Annotated in this window: 18 protein-coding genes; 11 read left to right on the forward strand and 7 right to left on the reverse strand. The window is 63.3% G+C overall.

Features of this window, described 5'->3' with window-relative positions:
* Positions 1–2 precede the first annotated feature (2 nt).
* The 6 genes from ACZ415_RS01835 (at position 3) to fnr (ending at position 6,276) form a co-directional block, all read left to right on the forward strand.
* Positions 3–566: a FixH family protein gene (locus tag ACZ415_RS01835; RefSeq protein WP_344704113.1), complete on the forward strand. Its 564-nt coding sequence runs from the start codon at positions 3–5 to the stop codon at positions 564–566.
* Positions 566–3,034, forward strand: a complete 2,469-nt coding sequence (locus ACZ415_RS01840; protein ID WP_464387733.1) for a heavy metal translocating P-type ATPase — start codon at positions 566–568, stop codon at positions 3,032–3,034. Before ACZ415_RS01835 ends, ACZ415_RS01840 begins: the two co-directional genes overlap by 1 nt.
* Positions 3,031–3,267, forward strand: coding sequence for a cbb3-type cytochrome oxidase assembly protein CcoS (ccoS, locus tag ACZ415_RS01845; protein ID WP_344704117.1), 237 nt, complete (start codon positions 3,031–3,033; stop codon positions 3,265–3,267). The genes ACZ415_RS01840 and ccoS overlap by 4 nt, the downstream gene beginning before the upstream one ends.
* Positions 3,264–3,977: a sulfite exporter TauE/SafE family protein gene (locus ACZ415_RS01850; RefSeq protein ID WP_344704119.1), complete on the forward strand. Its 714-nt coding sequence runs from the start codon at positions 3,264–3,266 to the stop codon at positions 3,975–3,977. The genes ccoS and ACZ415_RS01850 overlap by 4 nt, the downstream gene beginning before the upstream one ends.
* Positions 3,978–4,062: 85 nt before the next feature.
* Positions 4,063–5,442: an oxygen-independent coproporphyrinogen III oxidase gene (gene hemN, locus ACZ415_RS01855; RefSeq protein WP_344704121.1), complete on the forward strand. Its 1,380-nt coding sequence runs from the start codon at positions 4,063–4,065 to the stop codon at positions 5,440–5,442.
* Between the two features lie 81 nt (positions 5,443–5,523).
* Complete coding sequence (gene fnr, locus ACZ415_RS01860; RefSeq protein ID WP_344704123.1) at positions 5,524–6,276, forward strand: fumarate/nitrate reduction transcriptional regulator Fnr; 753 nt, start codon at positions 5,524–5,526, stop codon at positions 6,274–6,276.
* Positions 6,277–6,448: 172 nt separating this feature from the next.
* On the opposite strand, the gene ttcA is transcribed toward fnr, so the two are convergent.
* On the reverse strand, positions 6,449–7,351 hold the full coding sequence (gene ttcA, locus ACZ415_RS01865; RefSeq protein WP_344704125.1) for a tRNA 2-thiocytidine(32) synthetase TtcA: 903 nt from the start codon (positions 7,349–7,351) through the stop codon (positions 6,449–6,451).
* Between the two features lie 116 nt (positions 7,352–7,467).
* Positions 7,468–9,279: a DUF294 nucleotidyltransferase-like domain-containing protein gene (locus ACZ415_RS01870; RefSeq protein ID WP_344704127.1), complete on the reverse strand. Its 1,812-nt coding sequence runs from the start codon at positions 9,277–9,279 to the stop codon at positions 7,468–7,470.
* Positions 9,280–9,565: 286 nt separating this feature from the next.
* On the opposite strand from ACZ415_RS01870, the gene ACZ415_RS01875 reads away from it, so the two are divergent.
* From ACZ415_RS01875 to ACZ415_RS01890, 4 genes are all read left to right on the forward strand, one after another.
* A complete protein-coding gene (locus tag ACZ415_RS01875) occupies positions 9,566–9,826 on the forward strand; it encodes a DUF4212 domain-containing protein (protein ID WP_344704129.1) in 261 nt (86 codons plus the stop codon).
* Positions 9,827–9,832: 6 nt separating this feature from the next.
* On the forward strand, positions 9,833–11,638 hold the full coding sequence (locus tag ACZ415_RS01880; protein ID WP_344704131.1) for a sodium:solute symporter family protein: 1,806 nt from the start codon (positions 9,833–9,835) through the stop codon (positions 11,636–11,638).
* Between the two features lie 171 nt (positions 11,639–11,809).
* Positions 11,810–12,334, forward strand: a complete 525-nt coding sequence (locus ACZ415_RS01885) for a hypothetical protein (RefSeq protein WP_344704133.1) — start codon at positions 11,810–11,812, stop codon at positions 12,332–12,334.
* A gap of 96 nt (positions 12,335–12,430) precedes the next feature.
* Complete coding sequence (locus tag ACZ415_RS01890; protein WP_344704135.1) at positions 12,431–16,315, forward strand: PAS domain-containing hybrid sensor histidine kinase/response regulator; 3,885 nt, start codon at positions 12,431–12,433, stop codon at positions 16,313–16,315.
* A 9-nt stretch (positions 16,316–16,324) separates the two neighbouring features.
* Here the strand turns inward: ACZ415_RS01890 and ACZ415_RS01895 are convergent, their stop codons facing one another.
* Together ACZ415_RS01895 and acs are read right to left on the reverse strand one after the other, a co-directional pair.
* Positions 16,325–16,987: a response regulator transcription factor gene (locus ACZ415_RS01895; RefSeq protein WP_344704137.1), complete on the reverse strand. Its 663-nt coding sequence runs from the start codon at positions 16,985–16,987 to the stop codon at positions 16,325–16,327.
* 250 nt (positions 16,988–17,237) lie between these two features.
* A complete protein-coding gene (gene acs / locus ACZ415_RS01900) occupies positions 17,238–19,187 on the reverse strand; it encodes an acetate--CoA ligase (protein WP_344704139.1) in 1,950 nt (649 codons plus the stop codon).
* A 393-nt stretch (positions 19,188–19,580) separates the two neighbouring features.
* Between acs and ACZ415_RS01905 the strand changes: the two genes are divergently transcribed.
* Positions 19,581–20,249 carry a YecA/YgfB family protein gene (locus ACZ415_RS01905; protein WP_344704141.1) on the forward strand — a complete coding sequence of 223 codons (669 nt, stop codon included), beginning with the start codon at positions 19,581–19,583 and terminating at the stop codon, positions 20,247–20,249.
* Positions 20,250–20,310: 61 nt separating this feature from the next.
* On the opposite strand, the gene ACZ415_RS01910 is transcribed toward ACZ415_RS01905, so the two are convergent.
* The 3 genes from ACZ415_RS01910 to adk are packed head-to-tail and all read right to left on the reverse strand — an operon-like array spanning position 20,311 to position 22,396.
* On the reverse strand, positions 20,311–21,003 hold the full coding sequence (locus ACZ415_RS01910) for a class I SAM-dependent methyltransferase (protein ID WP_344704165.1): 693 nt from the start codon (positions 21,001–21,003) through the stop codon (positions 20,311–20,313).
* Positions 21,000–21,731 carry a tRNA (adenosine(37)-N6)-threonylcarbamoyltransferase complex dimerization subunit type 1 TsaB gene (gene tsaB / locus ACZ415_RS01915; RefSeq protein WP_344704143.1) on the reverse strand — a complete coding sequence of 244 codons (732 nt, stop codon included), beginning with the start codon at positions 21,729–21,731 and terminating at the stop codon, positions 21,000–21,002. The genes ACZ415_RS01910 and tsaB overlap by 4 nt, the downstream gene beginning before the upstream one ends.
* Positions 21,731–22,396 (reverse strand): adenylate kinase, encoded by a 666-nt coding sequence (adk, locus tag ACZ415_RS01920; RefSeq protein ID WP_344704145.1) that lies wholly within the window; start codon positions 22,394–22,396, stop codon positions 21,731–21,733. The genes tsaB and adk overlap by 1 nt, the downstream gene beginning before the upstream one ends.
* Positions 22,397–22,402: the final 6 nt, after the last annotated feature.

The following is a 22,402-nucleotide window of genomic DNA, read 5'->3' on the forward strand; positions in this document are numbered from 1 at the left end:
CGATGGCCCGCGACCCCGCATCGGATACCGAGCATTCAACGCTTTACGAGCCCTGGTACAAGCAGTTCTGGCCGTGGTTTTTGATCAGCATCCTGCTGTCGTCGGTGGCGTTTGGCACCACGTATGCGATCTTTTCGATCAAATACTACGATGGCGTCATCGAAGACGACTACTACAAGCACGGTAAAGCCATCAACATGGTGCTGGCCAAGCAAAACCGTGCCCGCGAGCTGCGCCTTGCCGGCGATCTGCGTATCGATCCGCTAACCCGCGATATCGTGCTCGATCTGGAAGGCGCGCGCCGGCCTGACGAGCTTGAGCTGAAGCTTATTTTCCCAACGGAAAGCGATCACGACCAAACCTTCGTGCTGGAACACGTGCGCGAAGGCCGCTATCTCGCCCAGGGCCCGGATAACCTGCAGTACCGCTGGTACCTGCAGCTGCAGCCTGTGGCCGACGACCCCGAGTGGCGGCTGATCGGTGAAGCCCGCCTGCCCACGGAAAAGCGCATCAGGCTGCATCCCGGCGGTCGCACGAAAAAAGCCGAAAGCCCCGCGGAGAGCTAATGGCCGCATCCGCTGACTGCTATCACTGTGGCAGCCCGGTGCCGGACAGGGCACCGTGGCACATCGAGCTCGACGGCGAGAAGCACCCGCTGTGCTGCCCGGGCTGCGAGGCCGTGGCCCATGCGATTGTGGAAGGCGGGCTGGAAAGCTACTACCGTTTTCGCACCGAACTGCCCGAGCGCCCCGACGAGCAGACAACCGCCCGCGCCGATACCTGGGCGGTATTCGACGACCCCGAGCTGCAGGCAAGTTTCGTTCATGCCGAAGACGACGGCCGCGTCCACGCCACCCTGGCCGTGGAAGGCATTACCTGCGCGGCCTGCGCCTGGCTGATTGAACATCGGCTCAACGCGCTTTCCGGCGTTACCTCAAGCGCGGTCAATCTTACCCACCACCGCCTGCGCATTGCCTGGGACCCGGCGCGCATCAAGCTCTCCCGGCTGCTCGCGGAAATGGCCGCCATCGGCTACGTCGCCCAGCCCTACGAGCCGGATCAGGCGCAAAAACGCCTTCAGCGCGAAGAGCGCATGACCGTTCGCCGGCTGATCGTCGCCGCCGTGGGCATGATGCAGGTGATGATGTTTTCCATCCCCATCTATTTCGCCGGCCGCGACGGCATGTCGGCCGACTTCTACGCGCTGTTCCACTGGCTGTCCTTTGCCCTGGCCACGCCTGTGGTGCTGTTCTCCGCCCAGCCGTTTTTCCAAAACGCCTGGCGCGACGTGAAAACCCGCGCGCTGGGCATGGATGTGCCGGTGTCCATTGCCATCGGCTGCGCCTACCTTGCCAGCGCCTGGGCCGTTATCACCGGCGACGGCGAGGTATACTTTGACTCCGTTGCGATGTTTACCTTCTTTCTGCTCTTCAGCCGCTACATCGAGACCCGGGCACGGCGGCGCAACGGCCAAAGCGGTAACGCCCTGAGCGGCGTGCTGCCCACCTCCGCCACGCGCCTGGAAGACGACGACAGCGAGCGCATTGTGCCCGCCAACCGTCTTGCCGAGGGCGACCGCGTGCTGATCAAACCCGGCCACGATGTTCCCGCTGACGGCGTGATCGAACAGGGCGAGTCAAGCCTGGACGAATCCATGCTTACCGGCGAATACCTGCCGGTCACCCGCTGCGTGGGGCAACGTGTGGTGGGCGGCAGCCAGAACATGGAAAATCCGCTGGTGATACGCGTTACCCGGGCCGGCGCCAATGCTCGGGTAGCGGGGATACTCGACCTGACCGATCGCGCCTTTGCCAGCCGCCCCCGGCTTGCGCAGATGGCGGCGCGCATGGCCCACGTGTTCGTTCTGCGCCTGCTGATGGTGGCCGCTGCTGTGGCGGTAGTCTGGTGGTTTATCGACCCGTCGCGCATGCTCTGGGTGATGCTCTCGGTGCTGGTGGTCACCTGCCCCTGCGCGCTGGCGTTGGCCACGCCCACCGCGCTCACCGCCGGGCATGGCCAGCTGCGCCGGCGCGGCGTGCTGGTCACCCGGGCCGATGCCCTGGAAACCCTCTCCGCCGCGCACCGGGTCATTTTCGACAAGACCGGCACGCTCACCCGGGGCGAAATGCAGCTGGTAGACACTCGCCCGCTTACCGACGACCTCACCGCTGAGCGCGCCCGGGCGCTGGCGGCCGCGCTGGAAGCCCGCTCGGAGCATCCCATTGCCCGGGCGTTTGCGCCCTTCCGCGATGCCACGCTTAGCGCCGTTGATATCCACAGCACCACCGGCCAGGGGCTCGAAGGTCGCATTGACGGCCGGCGCTGGCGGCTGGGCAAGCCGGCCTTTGCCTGTCACGACCCGGCCAGCCCCAACCACGCACGCCCGGCCGCCCCCGACGACGGCCAGTGGCTGCTGCTCACTGAAAACGCCGCACCCCGGGCCTGGTTTCGGCTACACGACGCGGTGCGGGAAGACGCCGCCGACACCGTGGCCGCGCTGAAAGCCCACGGGCTTGAGGTTGAGCTGCTTTCCGGCGACACCGCCGCGGCGGTAAGCGAACTCGCCGCGGCGCTGGGCATCGCCACATGGCACGCCGGCCAAAGCCCGGAAAACAAACTTGCGCGCCTTCAGACGCTGCAAGCAGAGGGAGAAAGCGTGGCGATGATCGGCGACGGCATCAACGATGTGCCGGTGCTTGCCGGCGCCGACGTCGCCATTGCCATGAACGGCGCCACCGACCTTGCCCGTACCCGGGCCGATGCCGTGCTGTTAAGCCCCAGGCTTTTGCGCATTGCCGAGGCGGTTGAAATAGCCCGTGCCACGCGGCGTATCATGCGCCAGAACATGGTGTGGTCGGTATGCTACAACGCCGCTGCACTGCCGCTTGCCGCCGTTGGCGTAGTGCCGCCCTGGCTTGCCGCCATCGGCATGTCGGCAAGCTCGCTGGTGGTGGTGGGCAATGCTTTGCGCCTGACGCGCTGGCAAACTCGCCCGGCGCCTTCTGTCTCTTCTCCGTCTCCGGTGGCCGCATGAAAATTCTGTATTTGCTGATTCCCATATCGCTGCTGTTTTTGAGCATCGCCGTCTGGGCGTTTTTCTGGGCAGTGAAGAACAACCAGTTCGATGACCTGGAAGGCCCGGCGTATCGCATTCTCTTTGACGAGGATGAAAACGACCTGACACCGGACGAGCGCGAACGCCGCCGGCACAACGCCGAGGCCGCACGCGAGCGGCGCCGGCAGGCAAAAGAGGACAAAACACCATGAACCCCGCCGGACTTGAGCTGCCGCCGCTGCTGGCGGCCTTCGTTTTTGGGCTGATGGGCGGTGCCCACTGCATCGGCATGTGCGGCGGCATCATGAGCGCGCTGACCTTTGCCGTTCCGCCCAGCATGCGCCACCCGGCCAGGCTGTCCGGGCTGCTTTTGAGCTACAACCTCGGACGCATCTGCAGCTATATGATTGCCGGTGCACTGGTCGCCAGCCTGGGCACGGTGTTCTCGCTTGCCCCGGCCACCCGCGTGATACTGCAAGCGTTCGCCGCTGTGATGCTGATTTTAATGGCGCTTTATATCGCCGACTGGTGGAAAGGCCTTTTGAAAGTCGAGGCCGTGGGCCGACGATTCTGGCGCCACATCGAACCGCTCGGCCGGCGGCTGATGCCGGTCGTCAAAGTACCCCAGGCGTTCGCTCTGGGCGCGGTATGGGGCTGGCTACCCTGCGGGCTGGTGTATTCCATGCTGGCCTGGAGCTTGGCGATTGCCGAACCGGGGCGCGGGGCGCTGCTAATGGGCGCTTTCGGCCTTGGCACCCTGCCCGCTCTGCTGGCCACAGGCCTTGCCGCACGCCAGCTCAGCGCGCTGATTCGCCATCCGGCCACCCGCACCGTCGCCGCGCTTAGCATCATCGGCTTTGCCCTGTGGCAGCTATGGTCGCTTTATCGCATGGCCGGCATGTCCGCAATGAACGGCGCTTAATTGATATAGCTCAACTCCTTCATCACCGGCCACGGCTAGGATAACGCTATCACCGTCGCGTTCTTTCCCACCGGAGTTGTCTGCCATGGCCAGCGCTGCCCCTTCGTCTGTCGATATTGCAGCGCTGACTGCTGCCCGCCAGGACGCCCTACACCGCCATTATGCCGCCGGCGGGTCGCACTATCACGTCTATCCCAACCCCGAGGCGTTTGACGCTACGTTCAGCGGTGACGACCTGTGCCGGGCGCTGGAGCACAGCAACGCCAGCGGCCGCGGGCTGTCTGTGTATGTGCACGTGCCTTTTTGCCGCCAAAGCTGCGGCTACTGCACCTGCCCGCGCATTATCACCCGCGATACCTCCCGGGCCGAGCCCTACCTGTCTCGGCTGGACCGCGAAATGGTGCTCACCTCACGGCACCTGGACAGCGCACGCCCGGTGGAACAGCTGTACTGGGGCGGGGGTACGCCGACCTTTCTGACCCTTGCCCAGATGAGCGATCTGCTCGACCGGCTTGATGCCCGTTTCGGGCTGTCGTCGTCGCCGGAACGCGACTACGCCATCGAAATCGACCCGCGAGAGGCCGACGTTTTTACCCTGCGCCACTTGCAAGTGCTGGGGTTTAATCGGCTAAGCCTTGAGGTGCTGGATTTCAATCCCGACGTGCAGCAGGCCATTCGCCGCCATCAGCCGCGCGTTATGACCGAAACCCTGATGGAAGAAGCCCATCGGCTGGGATTTCGCTCGCTGAACCTGGCTATCAGCTATGGCCTGCCTTCCCAGACACGGCACAGCTTCGCTGAGACCCTGACCGAGATCATCGCCCTGAACCCGGCGCGTATCTCCCTGCAGGACTACGCCTATCATCCCCGGCGCGGCCCGCGCCAGCCGCGCATTCATAACGCCGCGCTGCCCTCCTCCGCAGACCGCCTGGCCATGCTGCAGATCGCCATTGAGCGGCTTGTCCAGGCAGGCTATGTGCACATCGGCATGGATCACTTCGCCCGGCCGGACGACCGCCTGGCCGTAGCGGCCCAACAGCAGACGCTGGGGCGCAACCGGCAAGGCTACACCACGCACGGGCATTGCGATCTGCTGGGCCTTGGTATATCAGCCACGTCGCGCATCGGCCACACCTACGCGCAAAACCCCGCTCGGCTCGGCGATTACGCCAGCGCCCTTGACACCGGCCGGCTCGCCACGGTGAGCGGTTTCCATCTGGACCGCGACGACCGGCTACACCACGCCGCCATTGAACGGCTAATGTGCGATGCCCGGCTGGACCTGACAGCCCTGGGCCGGGATTTCGCGATCGACGCGCCGCGCTATTTTGCCGGGGCCCTTGCCCGGCTGAGCGAAGCGCAGCGCGACGGGCTCATCGAACGCCAGGGCAACATACTCAGCGCTACGCCCAACGGACGGCTCGTGCTTCATCGGCTGGCTCGGGCCTTCGACGCGCATCGTTAGCGGCAAAGCGCCGCCGGCGACTTGTGGCCCCCCTGCGCTTGCTCCCATAATACCCCCGTGACCTACTTCACGGAGGATTCCATGCCGGAACAACTCAGCCGTCGGCGCCCCATGCTGCACGAAACTCGCTGCCAGACCTGCAGCCTGAGTTCGCTATGCCTGCCGCTTGCCCTTGAGCTGGAGCATATGGATCAGTTCGATGCCATTATCCGGCGTCGCGCCCCGCTCAAGAAAGGCGAACCGCTGTTTCGTCAGGGCGACATCTTTACCAGCGTTTTTGCCGTTCGTTCGGGCAGTCTCAAGCAGATTGCCATCGAAGGCGGCGGCAATGACCAGCTCACCAACTTCTACCTGCCCAGCGAACTTGTAGGGCTCGACGGCATCGATGAAGAGCGCTACCCGGGCAGCGCCATCGCGCTGGAAACCACCACCGTCTGCGAGATTCCCTTCGACCGCCTGGATTTGCTCTCCGAACAGCTGCCGGAGCTGCGCGTGCAGCTGTATCGCAGCATGAGCAAGGAGCTGCGCGATGACCGCCGCATGATGCGCCTGCTGTCACGCAAGACCGCCGATCAGCGCATGGCCAGCTTTCTGGTCACCCTCTCCGATCGCTTTCGCCGCCGGGGCTACTCGCCCTACAGTTTCCGGCTGTCCATGTCCCGGGCGGACATCGGCAACTACCTAGGGCTGGCGGTGGAAACGGTTAGCCGCATTTTAAGCCGCTTTCAAACGCAGAAGCTGGTGGCCGTCTCCGGCCGCGAGGTCAATATTCTGGGGATGCCACGCCTTCTTGCCCTGGCCGAGGAAGAAGCCCAGGAAGCGGCGTCTTCGTGAGATAGCCCCGACCGCATTCGCGCAATAAATTGCGCTCCCACACCGCTACCCGAAAAGCCGGCGCGTTTTAGCTCGGCCCGGCCGCTCTCAAACAATAGGGCGCGGGTTTTGTGGGAGCGGACTTTAATCCGCGAAAAATGGCTACCCCCGACACGCCGCTTAGCGATGCGCTCTATCCCACGTTGAGCGCCTGGATGCGCCCGGCGAGCGCGTCTTCCTGCTCGGCTTCCAGATGCGCAAAGTCAAACAGCTTGCGGTCGGCAAGCTGGGAAGGCGCTACGTTGGTCACCGCCTTGAACATGCTTTCCAGCCGGCCGGGGTAGTGTTTGTCCCACTCGTCAAGCATCGCCTTGACGTTCTGGCGCTGCATGTTGGGCTGGGAGCCGCACAGGTTGCAGGGAATAATCGGGTATGCCATCTGCCGGGAATACTCGGCGATATCGGCTTCCTTGCAGTAGGCCAGCGGCCGAATGACGATATTTTTGGCGTCGTCCGAAAGCAGCTTGGGCGGCATGGCTTTCAGGCTGCCGCCGAAAAACATGTTGAGAAACAGCGTCTCCAGAATATCTTCACGGTGGTGGCCAAGCGCAATCTTGGTGGCGCCGATTTCCTCGGCAAAGCCGTACAGCGAGCCCCGGCGCAGCCGCGAGCACAGCGCGCAGGTGGTCTTGCCTTCCGGCGTTTTTTCCTTGACCACCGAATAGGTATCGCGCTCAAGAATATGATAGTCCACGCCCAGCCCGTCCAGGTAGTCAGGCAGTACGTGCTCGGGGAAGCCGGGCTGCTTCTGGTCAAGGTTGACCGCCACCAGCGAGAAGCGCACCGGCGCGCTGCGCTGCAGGCTGCGCAGCATGTCGAGCATGGTGTAGCTGTCCTTGCCGCCGGACAGGCACACCATGATCTTGTCGCCCTCCTCGATCATGCGATAGTCGATAATCGCATGGCCGGTCTGGCGGCGCAGACGCTTTTGCAGCTTGTTGAACTGGCGTTTGCGCTCCACGTCATCGGCGGACGGGGCATCGGGCGTCGGCGGCGCGACGGGTTCGTAGCGTTGCACGGGGTCGGAATGCGGCATAGGAAGTCTGTGCGATTAATGGGAAAGGAAAAGCGCGGCAACGACACCGCCGCTGCCGCCATGATAGCCCCGCTAGTGTAACAACAGCGGGCATTGTCCCACCAATAGCGCCGTGTTCAGGAATACTCCAGATGATAGCGGTGCGACAGCCGCTGCTTGAGGTCCTTGACGATATGCATGGCTTCACGCAGCAGGTCGCGCTCCAGCGACGACAGCGCCTGGACGACCACCCGATCGCGCTGCCCGCTTGCTTCATCGGCCTCCAGCTGACCTTTGAGCCTGAGCTCGCTGAACAGCGACAGCGCCTCGCCCACGTCGTCGGCAAAACCGCGTTTCAGCCGGCCATCCGCCACCAGCGCGTCCAGCCGGGCAAACGTCGATGTGGCGGCAATGCGCCGTTCCAGCGCCATGGTGCGCACGCCGTGAACAATGGGGAAAATACCGCCTTTTTTGATATCAATGCCGTGCTGGGGCTTTTTCAACGAGCCGAACAGGGTTAGCGGCGTCGAAAAGCGCAGCGCCGCCCGGGCAAAGTAGGACAGCAGCAGCTCGTCTTCGGCGCAGTGCTCAAACAGCGTCTCGCGCACGCGCGCCAGCAGTGCCGGATTGCCGGCCACGGCGTGAGCGTCGAGCATAATCGCCAGCTTCATCAGGCTGTCGCCGTCGCGGTCGGCGGCCCAGCGGGCAATGCGCGCCTGCCACTGGCTGACGCTGCCCCGCCATTCGGGGTTGGACACCATAATGTTGCCCGGGCAGGGCGGATAGCCAAGCGCGGCCAGCGCCTCGCTGAAGCGCTCTGTGGTGGTGCCGACAGCGGGCCAGTCGAGATCGTCTTCCAGAATCAGGCCGTTGTCCTGGTCGGTCTTGAGAATCTGCTCGCCGCGTCCTTCGCTGCCCATCACCACCAAACAGCTGGCGCTGCGGTAAGCCTCTTCGACGCAGAAGGTCCAGGCCTTGTGGATGATACGGCCGTTGAGTGCGGCAAGCAGCTCCATGGCAAAGCGCAGCTTGACGCCTTGCGCCATCAGCGCGCTGACCAGCTCCGGGGTGCGCCGGCTGGCGGCGGCCAGCGCCGGCAAGTCGGCGGCCTGCTCTACCTGCAGGCTCACCACGTAGCTGCGGCTGGAAAAATAGCTCAGCACGTCGGCCAGCTCGACCACGCCCACCGGCGTCTGTCCGTCCAGCACCACTACCCGGTCGATCCGATGGCGCGTCATCAGCACCAGCGCCTCGAACAGATACTGCCCCGGCGCGACCGTGACCAGCGAATAGCGCGCCAGCCCGCCTACCGCGCTTTGCCGTGAGGCCTCTTCCACCACCATGGCGTTGAGCAGGTCGGTCTTGGTCAGCATGCCCAGGCCGCTGTCGCCCTCCACCAGCAGGCTGTCGGCGTGGTGGCGGTTAAGCTGTGTGACCGCAGCGGCAATATCGCTATCGGCACGTATCCGCCGGGGCGTACGCATGCAGTCGCTCGCCTTTGCCAGCATGAACCCGGCCATGGTTACCCCGCCCTGGGCACGCTTTTCCATCAGCCGCTGAGCCTTGCGCGCCAGCGACTGACGAAAGTAGGCGTCAAACTCCGGGCAGGCCCGGCACAGCTGCTGAAACAGCACCCGAGGGATGCGATAGCACAGGCATTCCTGCTCGGCGATGAAGCGATAGCGGCTCTGGCCGTTGATCATGCTGATGGCGCCAAACACATCACCGGCGGTATAAAGACCGATACGCGCGGCGCCGTCCGGCAGCGTTGGGTCCACCTCGGCGACCTCTCCGCGATGCACCAGGTACAAGTATTCGCCGGCCTGGCCGGTATCCAGCATTACCTCGCCGCGATTGAAACAGGCAAGCTCCATTCCTCGCCGGGCATGCTCACGCCCTGCCGCGTCAAGCAGGGAAAAAGGTGGCTGAGACAGATCGGCATCGACCATGGCGCCCTCGACGGCAAAAAAGCAGATGGCATCAGTATTGACGCTATACCCCCCTTCGGCACCTATACCATCGTCACATGCCGTTTCAGCGGGCGCGCCCGGGCAGGGCCATGCCCCGGCCGGGAAGCTGATACCTTGGTGTCAAGACCAAAGTCTGGATTTCTTTCCGGCGTTTTTTGCCCACTATAAAAACACGTCGCGCTGGGACGGCGTACCGGTACTATCCGCTGCTGTCGGACGGCGCCGGCTTGCTCCAACCTAACAATCACAAGCGGAGAACCACGCCATGACAGATGACACCACCAACGCTACCGCCTATTGGCGAGCTAACGTGCGTACCATTCTAGGCTGCCTGGTCGTTTGGGCCTTTGTGTCCTACGGCTGTGCCATCCTGCTGCGCCCGCTGTTAGCGGGTATCCCTGTCGGCGGGACCGATCTGGGCTTCTGGTTTGCCCAGCAGGGCTCCATTCTGACGTTTATTGCGCTGACCTTCTTCTATGCCTGGAAGATGAATCGGCTTGACGCGAAATACAGCCTCGGGGAGTAAGCCAGCATGGATCAGTTCATCATCAACATTCTCTTTGTAGGCGCATCCTTTGCGCTGTACATTGGTATCGCCATCTGGGCGCGTGCCGGCTCCACCAAGGATTTCTACGTTGCCGGCGGCGGCGTTCACCCCATCACCAACGGCATGGCCACAGCGGCCGACTGGATGTCGGCGGCGTCGTTCATTTCCATGGCCGGCCTTTTGGCCGCGGGCGGCTATGCCAACTCCACCTATCTCATGGGCTGGACCGGCGGCTACGTGCTGCTGGCGATGCTGCTGGCCCCCTACCTGCGCAAGTTCGGCAAGTTTACCGTGCCGGCCTTTATCGGCGACCGTTTCTACAGCGACACCGCGCGCCTGATCGCCGTGGTCTGTTTGATCATCGCCTCGACCACCTACGTTATCGGCCAGATGACCGGGGCAGGCGTGGCCTTTTCGCGCTTTCTGGAAGTCTCCAACACCGCCGGCATCTGGATTGCGGCGCTGATTGTCTTTCTTTACGCCGTATTCGGCGGGATGAAGGGCATTACCTACACCCAGGTCGCCCAGTACGTGGTGCTGATCATCGCCTACACCATCCCGGCGGTGTTCATTGCCATGCACCTGACCGGCAATCCGATTCCGATGTTTGGCATGTTCAGCACCCACGCTGAATCCGGCATGCCGCTGCTCGACAAGCTCGACGAAGTGGTCACCGCGCTTGGCTTTAACGCCTACACCGCTGATGTGGACAACAAGCTCAACATGGTGCTGTTTACGCTGTCGCTGATGGTAGGTACCGCCGGGCTGCCCCACGTCATCATCCGCTTTTTCACCGTGCCCAAGGTGGCGGATGCGCGCTGGTCAGCCGGCTGGGCGCTGGTGTTTATCGCGCTTTTGTACGTCACCGCGCCGGCCGTTGGCTCCATGGCCCGGCTTAACCTGGTCACCACGGTCTATCCTGACATGGCCCAGCAGACCGAAGACTACGACACGGCCGCACAAAACCCCATTCTCTACGAAGATCGCCCCGGCTGGATTCGCTCCTGGGAAGACACCGGCCTGATCCAGTTCGAGGATAAAAACGGCGACGACCGTATCCAGATGTACAACGACAAAAGCGAAGCCTTTGCCGATACCGCCCAGGCGCGGGGCTGGGAAGGCAATGAGCTTTCGGTCAACAACGACATCCTGGTACTGGCCAACCCGGAAATCGCCAACCTGCCGCCCTGGGTGATCGGCCTGATTGCCGCCGGCGGGGTCGCCGCGGCCCTTTCCACCGCGGCTGGCCTGCTGCTGGCCATTTCCTCGGCGGTAAGCCATGACCTGATCAAAAACACCATCAACCCCAACATCACCGAAAAAGGCGAAATGCTCGCCGCGCGAATTTCCATGGGCGGGGCGATTTTGCTCGCCACCTACCTGGGGCTCAATCCGCCCGGGTTTGCCGCGCAGACCGTGGCACTGGCCTTCGGTATCGCCGGTGCATCGCTGTTCCCGGTGCTGATGATGGGCATCTTCTCCAAGCGCATCAACAACCGCGGCGCCGTCGCCGGTATGCTCACCGGGCTTTTGACCACGCTTTTGTATATCTTCACCTACCTGGGCTGGTTCTTTATCCCGGAAACCAACATGCTGGCCAACACGCCGGAAAACTGGGTGATGGGTATTTCCCCGCAGTCCTTCGGGGCGCTGGGGGCGATCATGAACTTCGCCGTCGCCTTCGCCGTTTCCAGCGTTACGGCGGCACCGCCCAAGGAAATCCAGCTGCTGGTGGAAAGCGTGCGCTACCCCAAAGGGGCCGGTAACGCACCCCATCTGAGCCAGCACTGACCCATGAGGGCACCACACTGATACGGATCAGCACTAACCGGGCGGGCTTCCATACGGAAGCCCGCCTTCTTTCCGTGCGCTTTGTGTTTTCACCGCGTCTGCGTTTGTATACCCTTTCGGTCACCGCACTACGCTTGTCGCGTAACTACGCGCTCTTACAAGGATATGTCCATGATCTGGCATTTGATCGCCGCCGTTTTCTCTGGCCTTGCCGCTGCGGGTATCGGCCTTTTCCTGCGTCAACTCAGCGGTAAACGACTGCCCAAGTGGCTGGTACCGGCCTGCGCCGGGCTGGGGATTCTGGGCTACCAGGTCAGCGCCGAATACCAGTGGTTTGACAACAAAAAAGACCAGCTGCCGGACAGTGCGGTGGTCATTTCCACCGAGCGCGGCAGCGCCGTTTGGCGCCCCTGGACGTTTGTTTATCCCATGGTCAACGCCTTCAGCGTGGTCGATCGCGATAGCCTCACCTCCGAAATGCGAGATGAGACCTCAGTAACCGAGCTGATTATCTACCACTTCAAGCGCCACTACCCTGATGTGGTAACGCCGAGGCCCTATCTGCTCAACTGCGATTCCCGCGAGCTGGTGCCGCTGGATGACGCCACCGGCAAGCCCGTGGTCGACGCCATGCGCACCCTGCGCGACAACGCCCCGCTATACATCACTGTCTGCCGGCCGCCCCGGGAGGTCTGACAGCGGCCTCTGGCCTGACGCACACGGCCATTTCACCTAGAATGGGCGTTTTCCTACCGGCGGTCCGGCCGCCGTACGCCACGGCGGGAGCGTTCGATGTTTTACGCAGGGCTACTCATTGCGGTATCGCTTTTATACATCGCGGTGCTGTTCGGTATTGCCTGGTACGGCGACCGCCGGGCGCGCACCCACGGCGCCAGCCGGCGCCGCCCGCTGATCTACAGCTTGGCGCTGGCGATTTATTGCACCTCCTGGACGTTTTACGGAGCGGTAGGCCAGGCCGCTACTTCCGGCTGGTCGTTTGCCAGTATTTTTGTCGGCCCGGTGCTTACCTTTCTGCTGTTCTGGCCGGTGCTGGCGAAAATGATTCGCGTCGCCAAGCACCAAAACATCACCTCCATTGCCGACTTCATTGCCTCACGCTATGGCAAGACCCAGTCGCTTGCGGTGTTTGCAAGCCTGGTCGCGCTCATCGGCACGCTGCCCTACCTCGCCCTGCAGCTTAAAGCCGTAGCCTCGTCGTTCAGCATTCTGACCGACAGCGCCAGCGCCACCCGTGCACCGCTTTTTGGCGACGCTGCTTTTTACATTGCCGCGGTGATGGCGCTGTTTGCCATTCTTTTCGGCACGCGTCATACCGATGCCACCGAGCACCACGAAGGGCTGATTCACGCCGTAGCGTTCGAATCACTGGTCAAGCTGGCCGCGTTTGTGATTCTCGGCGCGGTGGTCACCTGGGGGATGTTCAACGGGCTCGGCGAGCTGGTGCACTACGCCGACGGCCAGCTCGGCCTTGAGCGTCAGCTGGCCGAACAGGATTTCGCCCACGGCTTCTGGGCCCAGACGCTGCTGGCCATGCTGGCGATTTTTTGCCTGCCGCGCCAGTTTCATGTGGCCGTGGTGGAAAACACCCATACCGACGATGCCCGCAGAGCGCGCTGGCTGTTTCCGCTGTACCTGGCGGCGGTCGCGTTTTTTGTTTTACCGCTGGCCGGGGCCGGGCTGTGGCTGTTTGGCGGCACCGACATCCAGCCCGACACCTATGTGCTGGCGCTGTCCATGGCGTCCGACCACGACTGGCTGGTGCTGCTTACCTTCATCGGCGGCTTTTCCGCCTCCACCAGCATGGTGCTGGTCGCCACCGTGGCGGTATCGATCATGGTGTCCAACGAAATCGTCATTCCCGCGCTTTTTCGCCTGCGCTGGTTTGATACCCAGGCACGCGACTATGGCCGGCTGGTGCTGCGCGTCAGGCGCTTTACCATCGTGGCCGTACTGGTCATGGCCTACGGCTTCTACCGTCTGCTGGCCGAATTTACCTCGCTTTCCTCCATTGGCATGCTCTCGTTCGCCGCCGTCGCCCAGTTTGCCCCGGCCTTGATCGGCGGGCTTTACTGGAAGCGCGGCAACTGGCTGGGCGTTAGCACCGGGCTAAGCGTGGGCTTTGCCGTCTGGGCCTATAGCCTGCTGGGGCCTGCGCTTGTGAATGCCGGCGTGCTGCCCGGCGGCTGGATAACCGCCGGGCCGCTGGGCATCGGCTGGCTCTCGCCTACCGCGCTGTTTGGCCTGCCGCTGGGCGATCCTTTTACCCACGGCGTCATGCTCTCGCTGGGGCTCAACCTTTTCTGCTATATCTTTATCTCCCAGCTGAGCGCTCAGCGGGTCGTCGAGCGCATCCAGGCCTCGCTGTTTGTTGACAGCGTAGAAACCCGCCAGACCTCGATCAATCGCCCCTGGCTGGGGGCAACCACGGTGGGGGACCTAAAAGCGCTGTGCGAACGCTTTCTCGGCGCCGATCAGGTAGCACGCGCCTTTGGCGACTTCGCCCGGCGCGGCGGCACCGACCTTGCCGACGACGCCCGGGCATCCATTGACGTCATTCAGTTTACCGAGCGCTTTCTGGCATCGGTGCTGGGCGCCTCTTCGGCACGTATCGTGGTCAACTCGGCGCTGCAGGGCCGCGGCATCGGCATTTCCGATGTGATCTCCATTGTCGATGAGGCCTCCCAGGTACTTGAGTTCAATCGCGCGCTGCTTCAGGCCACCATCGAAAACGTCCGCCAGGGCATCAGCGTGGTCGATCAGCACATGCGGCTGGTGGTCTGGAACCGGCGCTACCTGGAGCTGTTTCACTTTCCCGATCATCTGATCCGGGTGGGCGCGCCCATCGACCGCATCTTTCGCTATAACGCCCACAGCGGTGAGTACGGCCCGGGCGACCCGGAAGAGCACGTAGAGCTTTTGCTCGACAATATTCGCGAAGGCCAGCCCCACCGCTACGTGCGCTACCGCCAGGACGGCAGCGTGCTGGAAGTGCAGGGCAACCCCATGCCCGGCGGCGGCTTTGTCTATACCTACCAGGATATTACACGGCAAAAGCGCACCGAAGAGGCGCTGATTCGTTCGGAAAACAACATCCGCATCTACACCGACAACGTGCCGGCGCTGATCGCCTATTTTGACAAGGACTGCCGCTACCTGTTTACCAACCGCGCCTACGAGCAGGCCTTTGGCGTGGATCGCCACGCCGTGATCGGCCGGCGCTTTGCCGATGTCATGCCCGCTGACAAAGCCCGCGAACGCGCCGATTGGATCCGCCAAACGCTTGCCGGCGAACGGGTCAGCTTTGAACTGGCCATGCCCATCGGCGGCGAGCGCCACTACATGCTGGTGACCTACACGCCGCACTTCGATGACAGCGGCGCTATTCTTGGCTTTTTCGCGCTCTACCAGGATATTACCGAACGCCGCCAGGCCGAGCTCGCCCTCCAGGAAACCAACGAAACCCTGGAAGAGCGGGTGGACGAGCGCACCCAAGAGCTTTTTCGTGCCAAGCAGCTGGCCGAGGATGCCAACGCCTCCAAGACCCGCTTTCTCGCCGCGGCCAGCCACGACCTGCTCCAGCCGCTCAACGCCGCGCGGCTGTTCACCTCGGCGCTGGCACAGAGCAGCGAAGCGCAAAACGACCGGCACACCATCGGTCATATCGACAACTCGCTGCAGGCCGCCGAGGAGCTTTTGGGCACGCTGCTGGATATTTCCAAGCTCGATGCCGGCGCTCTGACCGCTCGGCGCAGCCATTTTGCTCTGGCCGATATTTTCCGCCCGCTGCGCGCCGAGTTCGAGGTAATGGCCGCCGAGCGCGGATTAGACCTGACCGTCGTTTCCACTCGCCAGTGGGTAGATTCCGACGCCCAGATGCTGCGCCGCATTGTGCAGAACTTTCTTTCCAACGCTTTGCGCTATACCCGGGAGGGGCGCGTACTGCTGGGCTGCCGACGCGCGGGGCAGCGGCTGCGCATTGAGGTCTGGGACACCGGCCCGGGCATTGCCGAGGCCAAACAGGCAGAAATCTTTCAAGAATTCCGCCGCCTGGATCAGGCCTCACGCCACCGTGAAAGCGAGAAGGGTCTGGGGCTTGGCCTGTCCATCGCCGAGCGCATGAGCCGGGTGCTGGATCATCCTATCACCGTGCGCTCTCGGGTCGGCGCGGGCACCGTGTTCAGCGTCAGCGTGCCGGTCGTGGCTGCCCGGCAGGTGGAGAACCCAACGTCCGAACCCCGCCGCCGCGCCGGCAACAAGCTGGCCGGCACACGCATTGTGTGCATCGACAACGAATCGCTGATTTTAGAAGGCATGGCCGCCATGCTCGGCGGCTGGGGCTGCGAAGTATTCACCGCCACCAGCATCGGCGGCGCCAAATCGATTCTGCGCAATATGGAAGGCGATCCGGATGCGATACTCGCCGACTATCATTTGGACAACGAAGTCACAGGGCTGATGGCGCTGGACGCGCTGGCCGAGCGCCAGCACGGCGAGGTGCCCAGCATTGTCATCACCGCAGACCGCACCGAAAGCGTCGCCGATGAGGTGCGCCGTGCCGGCTATCATCTGCTGCAAAAGCCGGTACGCCCGGCGGCGCTGCGTGCGCTGCTGACCCGCACGCTGCAGGCCAGCCGTGGCGCACAGCCAAACGACTAGCTGCGGGCCTTAAGATTCAACCCGGGGCGGATCTACCTCAAGTTTCTGGGCGGCAATGACCGCCTGGGTGCGCGAGTGCACGCCGAGCTTGCGTAAAATAGCGGTGACGTGGGCCTTGATGGTGGCCTCGGACACGTTGAGCTCATAGGCAATTTGCTTGTTCAACAGGCCCTCGGTGAGCATATTGAGCACGCGAAACTGCTGGGGCGTCAGCGATGCAATGGCCTCGGCGAAGCGTGCTTCTTCTTCGTTGGCGTCATCCAGCACGCCGGAAAGCGCCTCGGGCAGCCAGACCTCCCCGTCAAGCACCTCGCTTACCGCCTCGGCAATCAGCGCCAAGGAGGACGACTTGGGAATAAAGCCCGACGCGCCGTAGTCCAGCGCTCGGCGCACCACGTAGGGTTCATCGCTGCCGGAGATGACGGCCACCGGAATATCGGGCATTTGCCCGCGCAGCTGAATCAGCCCGGAAAAGCCGTTGGCGCCGGGCATGTGCAGATCCAGCAGTACCAGGTCGGCATCCGGATGCCGATTAACGGCCTCCGTGGTGGCTTCCATGGTATCGGCTTCGACGATTTCTGCCTGGGGCGTTAGCTGGCGCAGCGCTTGGGTCAACGCTGCACGAAACAGCGGGTGGTCATCGGCAACGATGAACTTATGGGCAATAGCCATGGGGTTTCCTCCGGGTCCTTGAGCGGCCGCCAGGTGCCTGCCGTCGCAACGCGGCGCGCCTGCGGTGAGTGTCGCGCCGCAAACGGCGCGGCACTCGCCCGATGGTACCCCAAGGGCTTTATTCTGCCCAAGGATACCAGGCCCGCCCGGCGCATTTTTTAGCGGTGCGACGGCATCGTCGCAGGCGCCCTTACGCAGCAGTGCCGGCACGAGGCCGGCACGGGTCAGGATGGGCAAAAATGGCAGCCGCTTAGCGGTTGGCGCGATGCTCGATCAGCTCGTCGACAACGCTGGGATCGGCCAGCGTACTGATATCGCCCAGGCCGTCGCATTCGTTGGCAGCGATCTTGCGCAGAATGCGCCGCATGATCTTGCCCGAGCGGGTCTTGGGCAGCGACGGCGCCCACTGAATCACATCCGGCGAGGCGATCGGACCGATATCCTTGCGCACCTGCTGGATCAGCTCTTTTTTGAGCTCGTCGGAGGCTTCGTAATCGTCGGTCAGGGTCACGTAGATGTAGATGCCCTGGCCCTTGATGTCGTGGGGATAGCCCACCACGGCGGCTTCGGCAACGGCGTCGTGGGCAACCAGCGCCGATTCGATTTCGGCGGTGCCCATGCGGTGGCCGGACACGTTGAGCACGTCGTCTACCCGGCCGGTAATCCAGTAGTCGCCGTCGGTGTCGCGGCGGCAGCCGTCGCCGGTAAAATACACGCCGTCGTAGGTCGAGAAATACGTGTTGACGAAGCGCTCGTGGTCGCCCCAGATGGAGCGTGCCTGGCCCGGCCAGGAATCCAGAATCACCAGATTGCCCTCGGCCTGGCCTTCCAGCACGTTGCCGTCGCTGTCCATTACCGCAGGCCGCACGCCGAAAAACGGCTTGGTTGCCGAACCGGGCTTGAGATCTATGGCCCCGGGCAGCGGCGCAATCATGATCCCGCCGTTTTCGGTTTGCCACCAGGTATCCACAATCGGGCAGCGCTCTTTTCCCACCACCCGATAGAACCATTCCCAGGCCTCGGGGTTGATCGGCTCGCCCACCGTACCCAGAAGACGCAGGCTGTCGCGATGGCTGGAGTGCATGGTCTCGTCGCCGTGGGCCATCAGCGCACGAATGGCGGTAGGGGCCGTGTAGAGAATATTAACCTGGTGCTTGTCGACGATTTCGCCTATGCGCCCGTGGGACGGATAGGTCGGCACGCCCTCAAACATCAGCGTAGTGCCGCCGTTGGCCAACGGCCCGTAGACGATATAGCTGTGCCCGGTGATCCAGCCCACATCGGCGGTGCACCAGAACACCTCACCCGGCTTATAGTCGAAGACGTACTGATGAGTCATCGACGCGTAGGTCAGGTAGCCGCCGGTAGTGTGCTTAAGCCCCTTGGGAGCGCCGGTAGAGCCGGAGGTATACAAGATGAACAGCGGATCTTCGGCGTTCATGGTCTCAGCCGGGCATTCCAGCGCCTGCTTGTCGACCATGGTGTGGAACCAGGTATCGCGATGATCGTGCCAGTCGATATCGCCGCCGGTACGCTTGACCACCATGACGTGTTCGCAGACGTCGGTGCCGTCGCGGGTCAGCGCGGCGTCGACGTTGTCCTTGAGCGGCACGTGTTTGCCGCCGCGCACGGACTCATCAGCGGTGATGATAACGCGTGACTGCGCGCCGACCACCCGCTGAGCAATGGCATCCGGCGAGAAACCGCCGAAGATAACCGAGTGCACCGCGCCGATACGCGCGCAGGCCAGCATCGCCATTGCGGCCTCGGGCACCATCGGCATGTAAAGCGTTACGGTATCGCCCTTGCCCACGCCCATTTCCTTGAGCGCGTTGGCGACCTGATTGGTGCGTTCGTAAAGCTCGGCGTAGGTAATATGGCGCGAATCCGCCGGATCGTCGCCTTCCCAGATGATGGCGGTTTCGCCGCCGCGATGGGCCAGGTGCCGGTCCAGACAGTTGGCGGCTACGTTAAGCTCGCCGTCTTCAAACCAGCGAATATCCACGTTGTCGCGGTCAAACGACGTGTTTTTGATCCGGGTCGGCGTCTTGATCCATTCCAGGCGTTCGGCCTGCTCAGCCCAAAAGGCTTGGGGGTCTTCAATGGAGCGCTGATACATGGCCTCGTACTGCGCTTTGTCGGCCCAGGCGTTGGCGGCGAATTCATCGCGCACCGGATGGACTTGTGGTTGTTCGCTCATGGTGGCCTCTCCGTGAAAACACATTGCCTTGTAAACGTTCGCCTGCGGCGTCGTAGCCGCGGCTGCGGCCGTGTCATCAACGACGGCGGCGGCGTTTAACGGCAATGCTTGGTTGTTGTGTTTCCCCCTAGCATAAACCTCGGTAGCGCTCCCTTCCTCTTAGACATTGGTATTAAAATTATTATTTTAATAACAGTACCTTATGCGTCAATCTCGGATGCAGGCCGGGGCAAAAAACCCGCGTGTTACTGCATCACCGAAAGCGGTAACGCCCGCCGCCGAATTCGCTCCGCCAGCGCGTCATTCACCCGGCGGCACAGAGGCCGCGGCGCATTTGGTGCTAAACTGGCCGGCCTGATAGTGATCGTTTTACGCCATTCCACGAGGCTTTCCATGTCTGATTCCGATAACGCCGCTGCCGTCCCCGAGCCGCTAGTAAACGATGAAGCCCTTGAACGGCTGGATGAATTTCTGGATTCCGACCGGGTAGACGAGGACGCGCTGGATCTGATTTCAACCCACGGCTTTATGGTGGCGCTCGCCGTGGCTCCCTGCCATGTGCCCGACGAACAGTGGCAGGCCGAGCTGTTTCAAGGTGAGCCAGCCTACGCCGACCAAACGGAGCGTGACGACATAACCGGCCTGCTGGCCGCGCTGCGCGATAACGCCATGGCGCTGCTGGAACAGGGCAGGCTTCCCGAGCTGCCGTTCGAGCTGGTGCTTGACGGGCTGCCCCCGGAAGAAACGCCCGTTGGCGACTGGTGTGCGGGCTTTATGGAAGGCGTCTTCCTTGATGAAAGTGCCTGGTTTGCCGACGACGACGAAGCCGCCGCTGCCCTGCTGCTGCCGTTTATGCTGCTTTCGGGCCTGTTCGACGATGAGCCGGATATCGCCGAGCTGGCCGGCGACGCCCGGCGTCTGGAAGCGCTGACCGCCCAGCTGCCCGAGCTGGTGCTGGACGTATACCTGCACTATCGCGTGCCCTCGGAGGCATCCGGCGGCAAGCCCAAACCGCGGCCCAAGCAGGCCAAGGCGAACAAAAAAGCCAAGCCCCGCCGCTAGCCGCCCGATGCATCAAGACCGCCCCCCACAATCCCCGCTCTGCCACAGCGGCTGTATTGGGCTAGCGCCCCGGGCGCAGCGAGCGGTGCACATAGATGTCATAGCGGCTGGTCTTGCCCTCAAGGGTATGCGCGACCCTGGGGCCTTCGACAGCCGGCGCCTTACGCGGGCGCTTGACCACCACCCGGTGGGTGGCTACATCCAGTGCGGCTTCAAGCAGCCGCGGGGCGTCGGCGTCGTCGCCGGCCAGCCGGCGAAAAAGGCGCATCTCCTTTTTCACCAGCGCAGACTTCTCGCGGTGGGGAAACATCGGGTCCAGGTGCACAACTTCAGGGGCAAAGCCGGCAGCGGCCACCAGCGCGCTCAGCTCGGCGGCGGCATCGCCCGGCGCCAGCTGCATGCGCGCGGCAATCTCGGCGGTGTCGGCATCGCCGGCGGCGCGCTCAAGGCCGTCGGCCAGCAGCGCAACAATCGCCGGCACACGTTCAATCAGCAGCACCGGCGCGCCCAGACTTGCCAGCACAAAAGCATCGCGGCCCAGTCCTGCGGTGGCGTCCACTACGCTTGGCGTCACGCCCTTGGCCAGTCCGCAGGCCTTGGCAATCAGCTGGCCGCGCCCGCCGCCGAAACGGCGCCGATGGCCAGCCTTGCCGCCAACGAAGTCCACATACAGCGGCTTACCGTCGCGCGCTTCATCGCCGACAAGCACCAACCCTTGGGCGCGGCGCTCAAGCGCGAGTCCGGCGGCCGTCATGGCAGGCGCTGCGCCGCCGACTTTTTCCACGCCACCTCATTGCGCAAATACACCGGCTGGGCCAGGTGCGCAGGCTGGCCTCGGCCGGCGTCGAAATCCCGGGCGGCAAGCCAGGCCATTTCTTCGGCGCGCGGCTCCAGCGGGCCGTCATCCAGTGCGGTATCCAGCGGCGCAAGGCGCGCATTGAACGCAGCAGAAAACTCATCCGCCAGCGCCATGGCAGAGCCCACGGCGGCAAAGCGCTCGCCGGCCGCATCGGGCAGGGCCAGGCGCTCGGGGGCCAGCACCGCTTCTTCGCTCAGGGCCTCAACGCGGCCGTCTACGCAGCGCCAAAATCCCGCGTAGACCTCGTGCATGCGCGCATCGATCAGCGTGGCGATGTGCTGCGCACCAAAGCGGCGATGCGCCTGAAGGGCTAGCGCTTCCAGCGTAGACACCCCAATCAGCGGGCAGTCGAGGCCAAACGCCAGCCCCTGGGCGGTGCCGGCGGCAATGCGCAGCCCGGTAAACGAGCCGGGCCCGCGGCCGAAGGCCACCGCGTCAAGCGCGTTCGGCGCAATGCCGGCCTGGGCCAGCACTTCGTCCGCCATGGGTAAAAGCCGCCGGGTATGCGCCCGAGGCGTCAGAGCAAAGCGCGCCAGACAGCTTTCGCCTTCGCTGCTTTGCTGCCAAAGCGCCGCCGAACACGCGCTTGACGAAGCGTCCAGAGCCAGCAGATAACGTGCCATTATGCCGTCTGCTGGTCCAGTGCGCGGGTCACCTGGCGGGTAATTTCCTCAACGCTGCCAACGCCTTCCACGCGGTGATACTCCGGCGCGGCTTCCGGGTCCTCTTTGGCCCATTGGCGGTAGTACGCCACCAGCGGCGCGGTCTGGTCGTGATAGACCGCCAGGCGGTTACGCACGGTCGACTCCTGATCGTCTTCGCGCTGAATCAGGGTTTCGCCGGTCACATCGTCACGGCCCGGCTCCTGGGGCGGATTGTGCTCGATGTGATAGGTGCGCCCGGAGGCCGGATGCACCCGGCGGCCGGCCAGGCGGTTGACGATTTCCTCGTCCGCCACGGCGATTTCCAACACGTGGTCGATTTTTACGTTGGCTTCCTTCATGGCGTCAGCCTGCGGAATCGTCCGCGGAAACCCGTCGAAGAGAAAGCCGTTTTCGCAGTCCGGCTGGCTGATGCGCTCCTTGACCAGATCAATGATGATGTCGTCGGACACCAGCCCGCCGCTGTTCATGATGTCTTTGACCTTGAGCCCCAGCTCGCTTTCTTCCTTGATCGCGGTACGCAGCATATCGCCGGTAGAAATCTGAGGGATGTTGTAGCGCTCGCAGATAAACTGCGCCTGGGTGCCTTTACCTGCGCCGGGTGCGCCTAGAAGAATCAATCGCATCGTCGT

It is taken from the genome of Halomonas cibimaris, assembly GCF_055379665.1.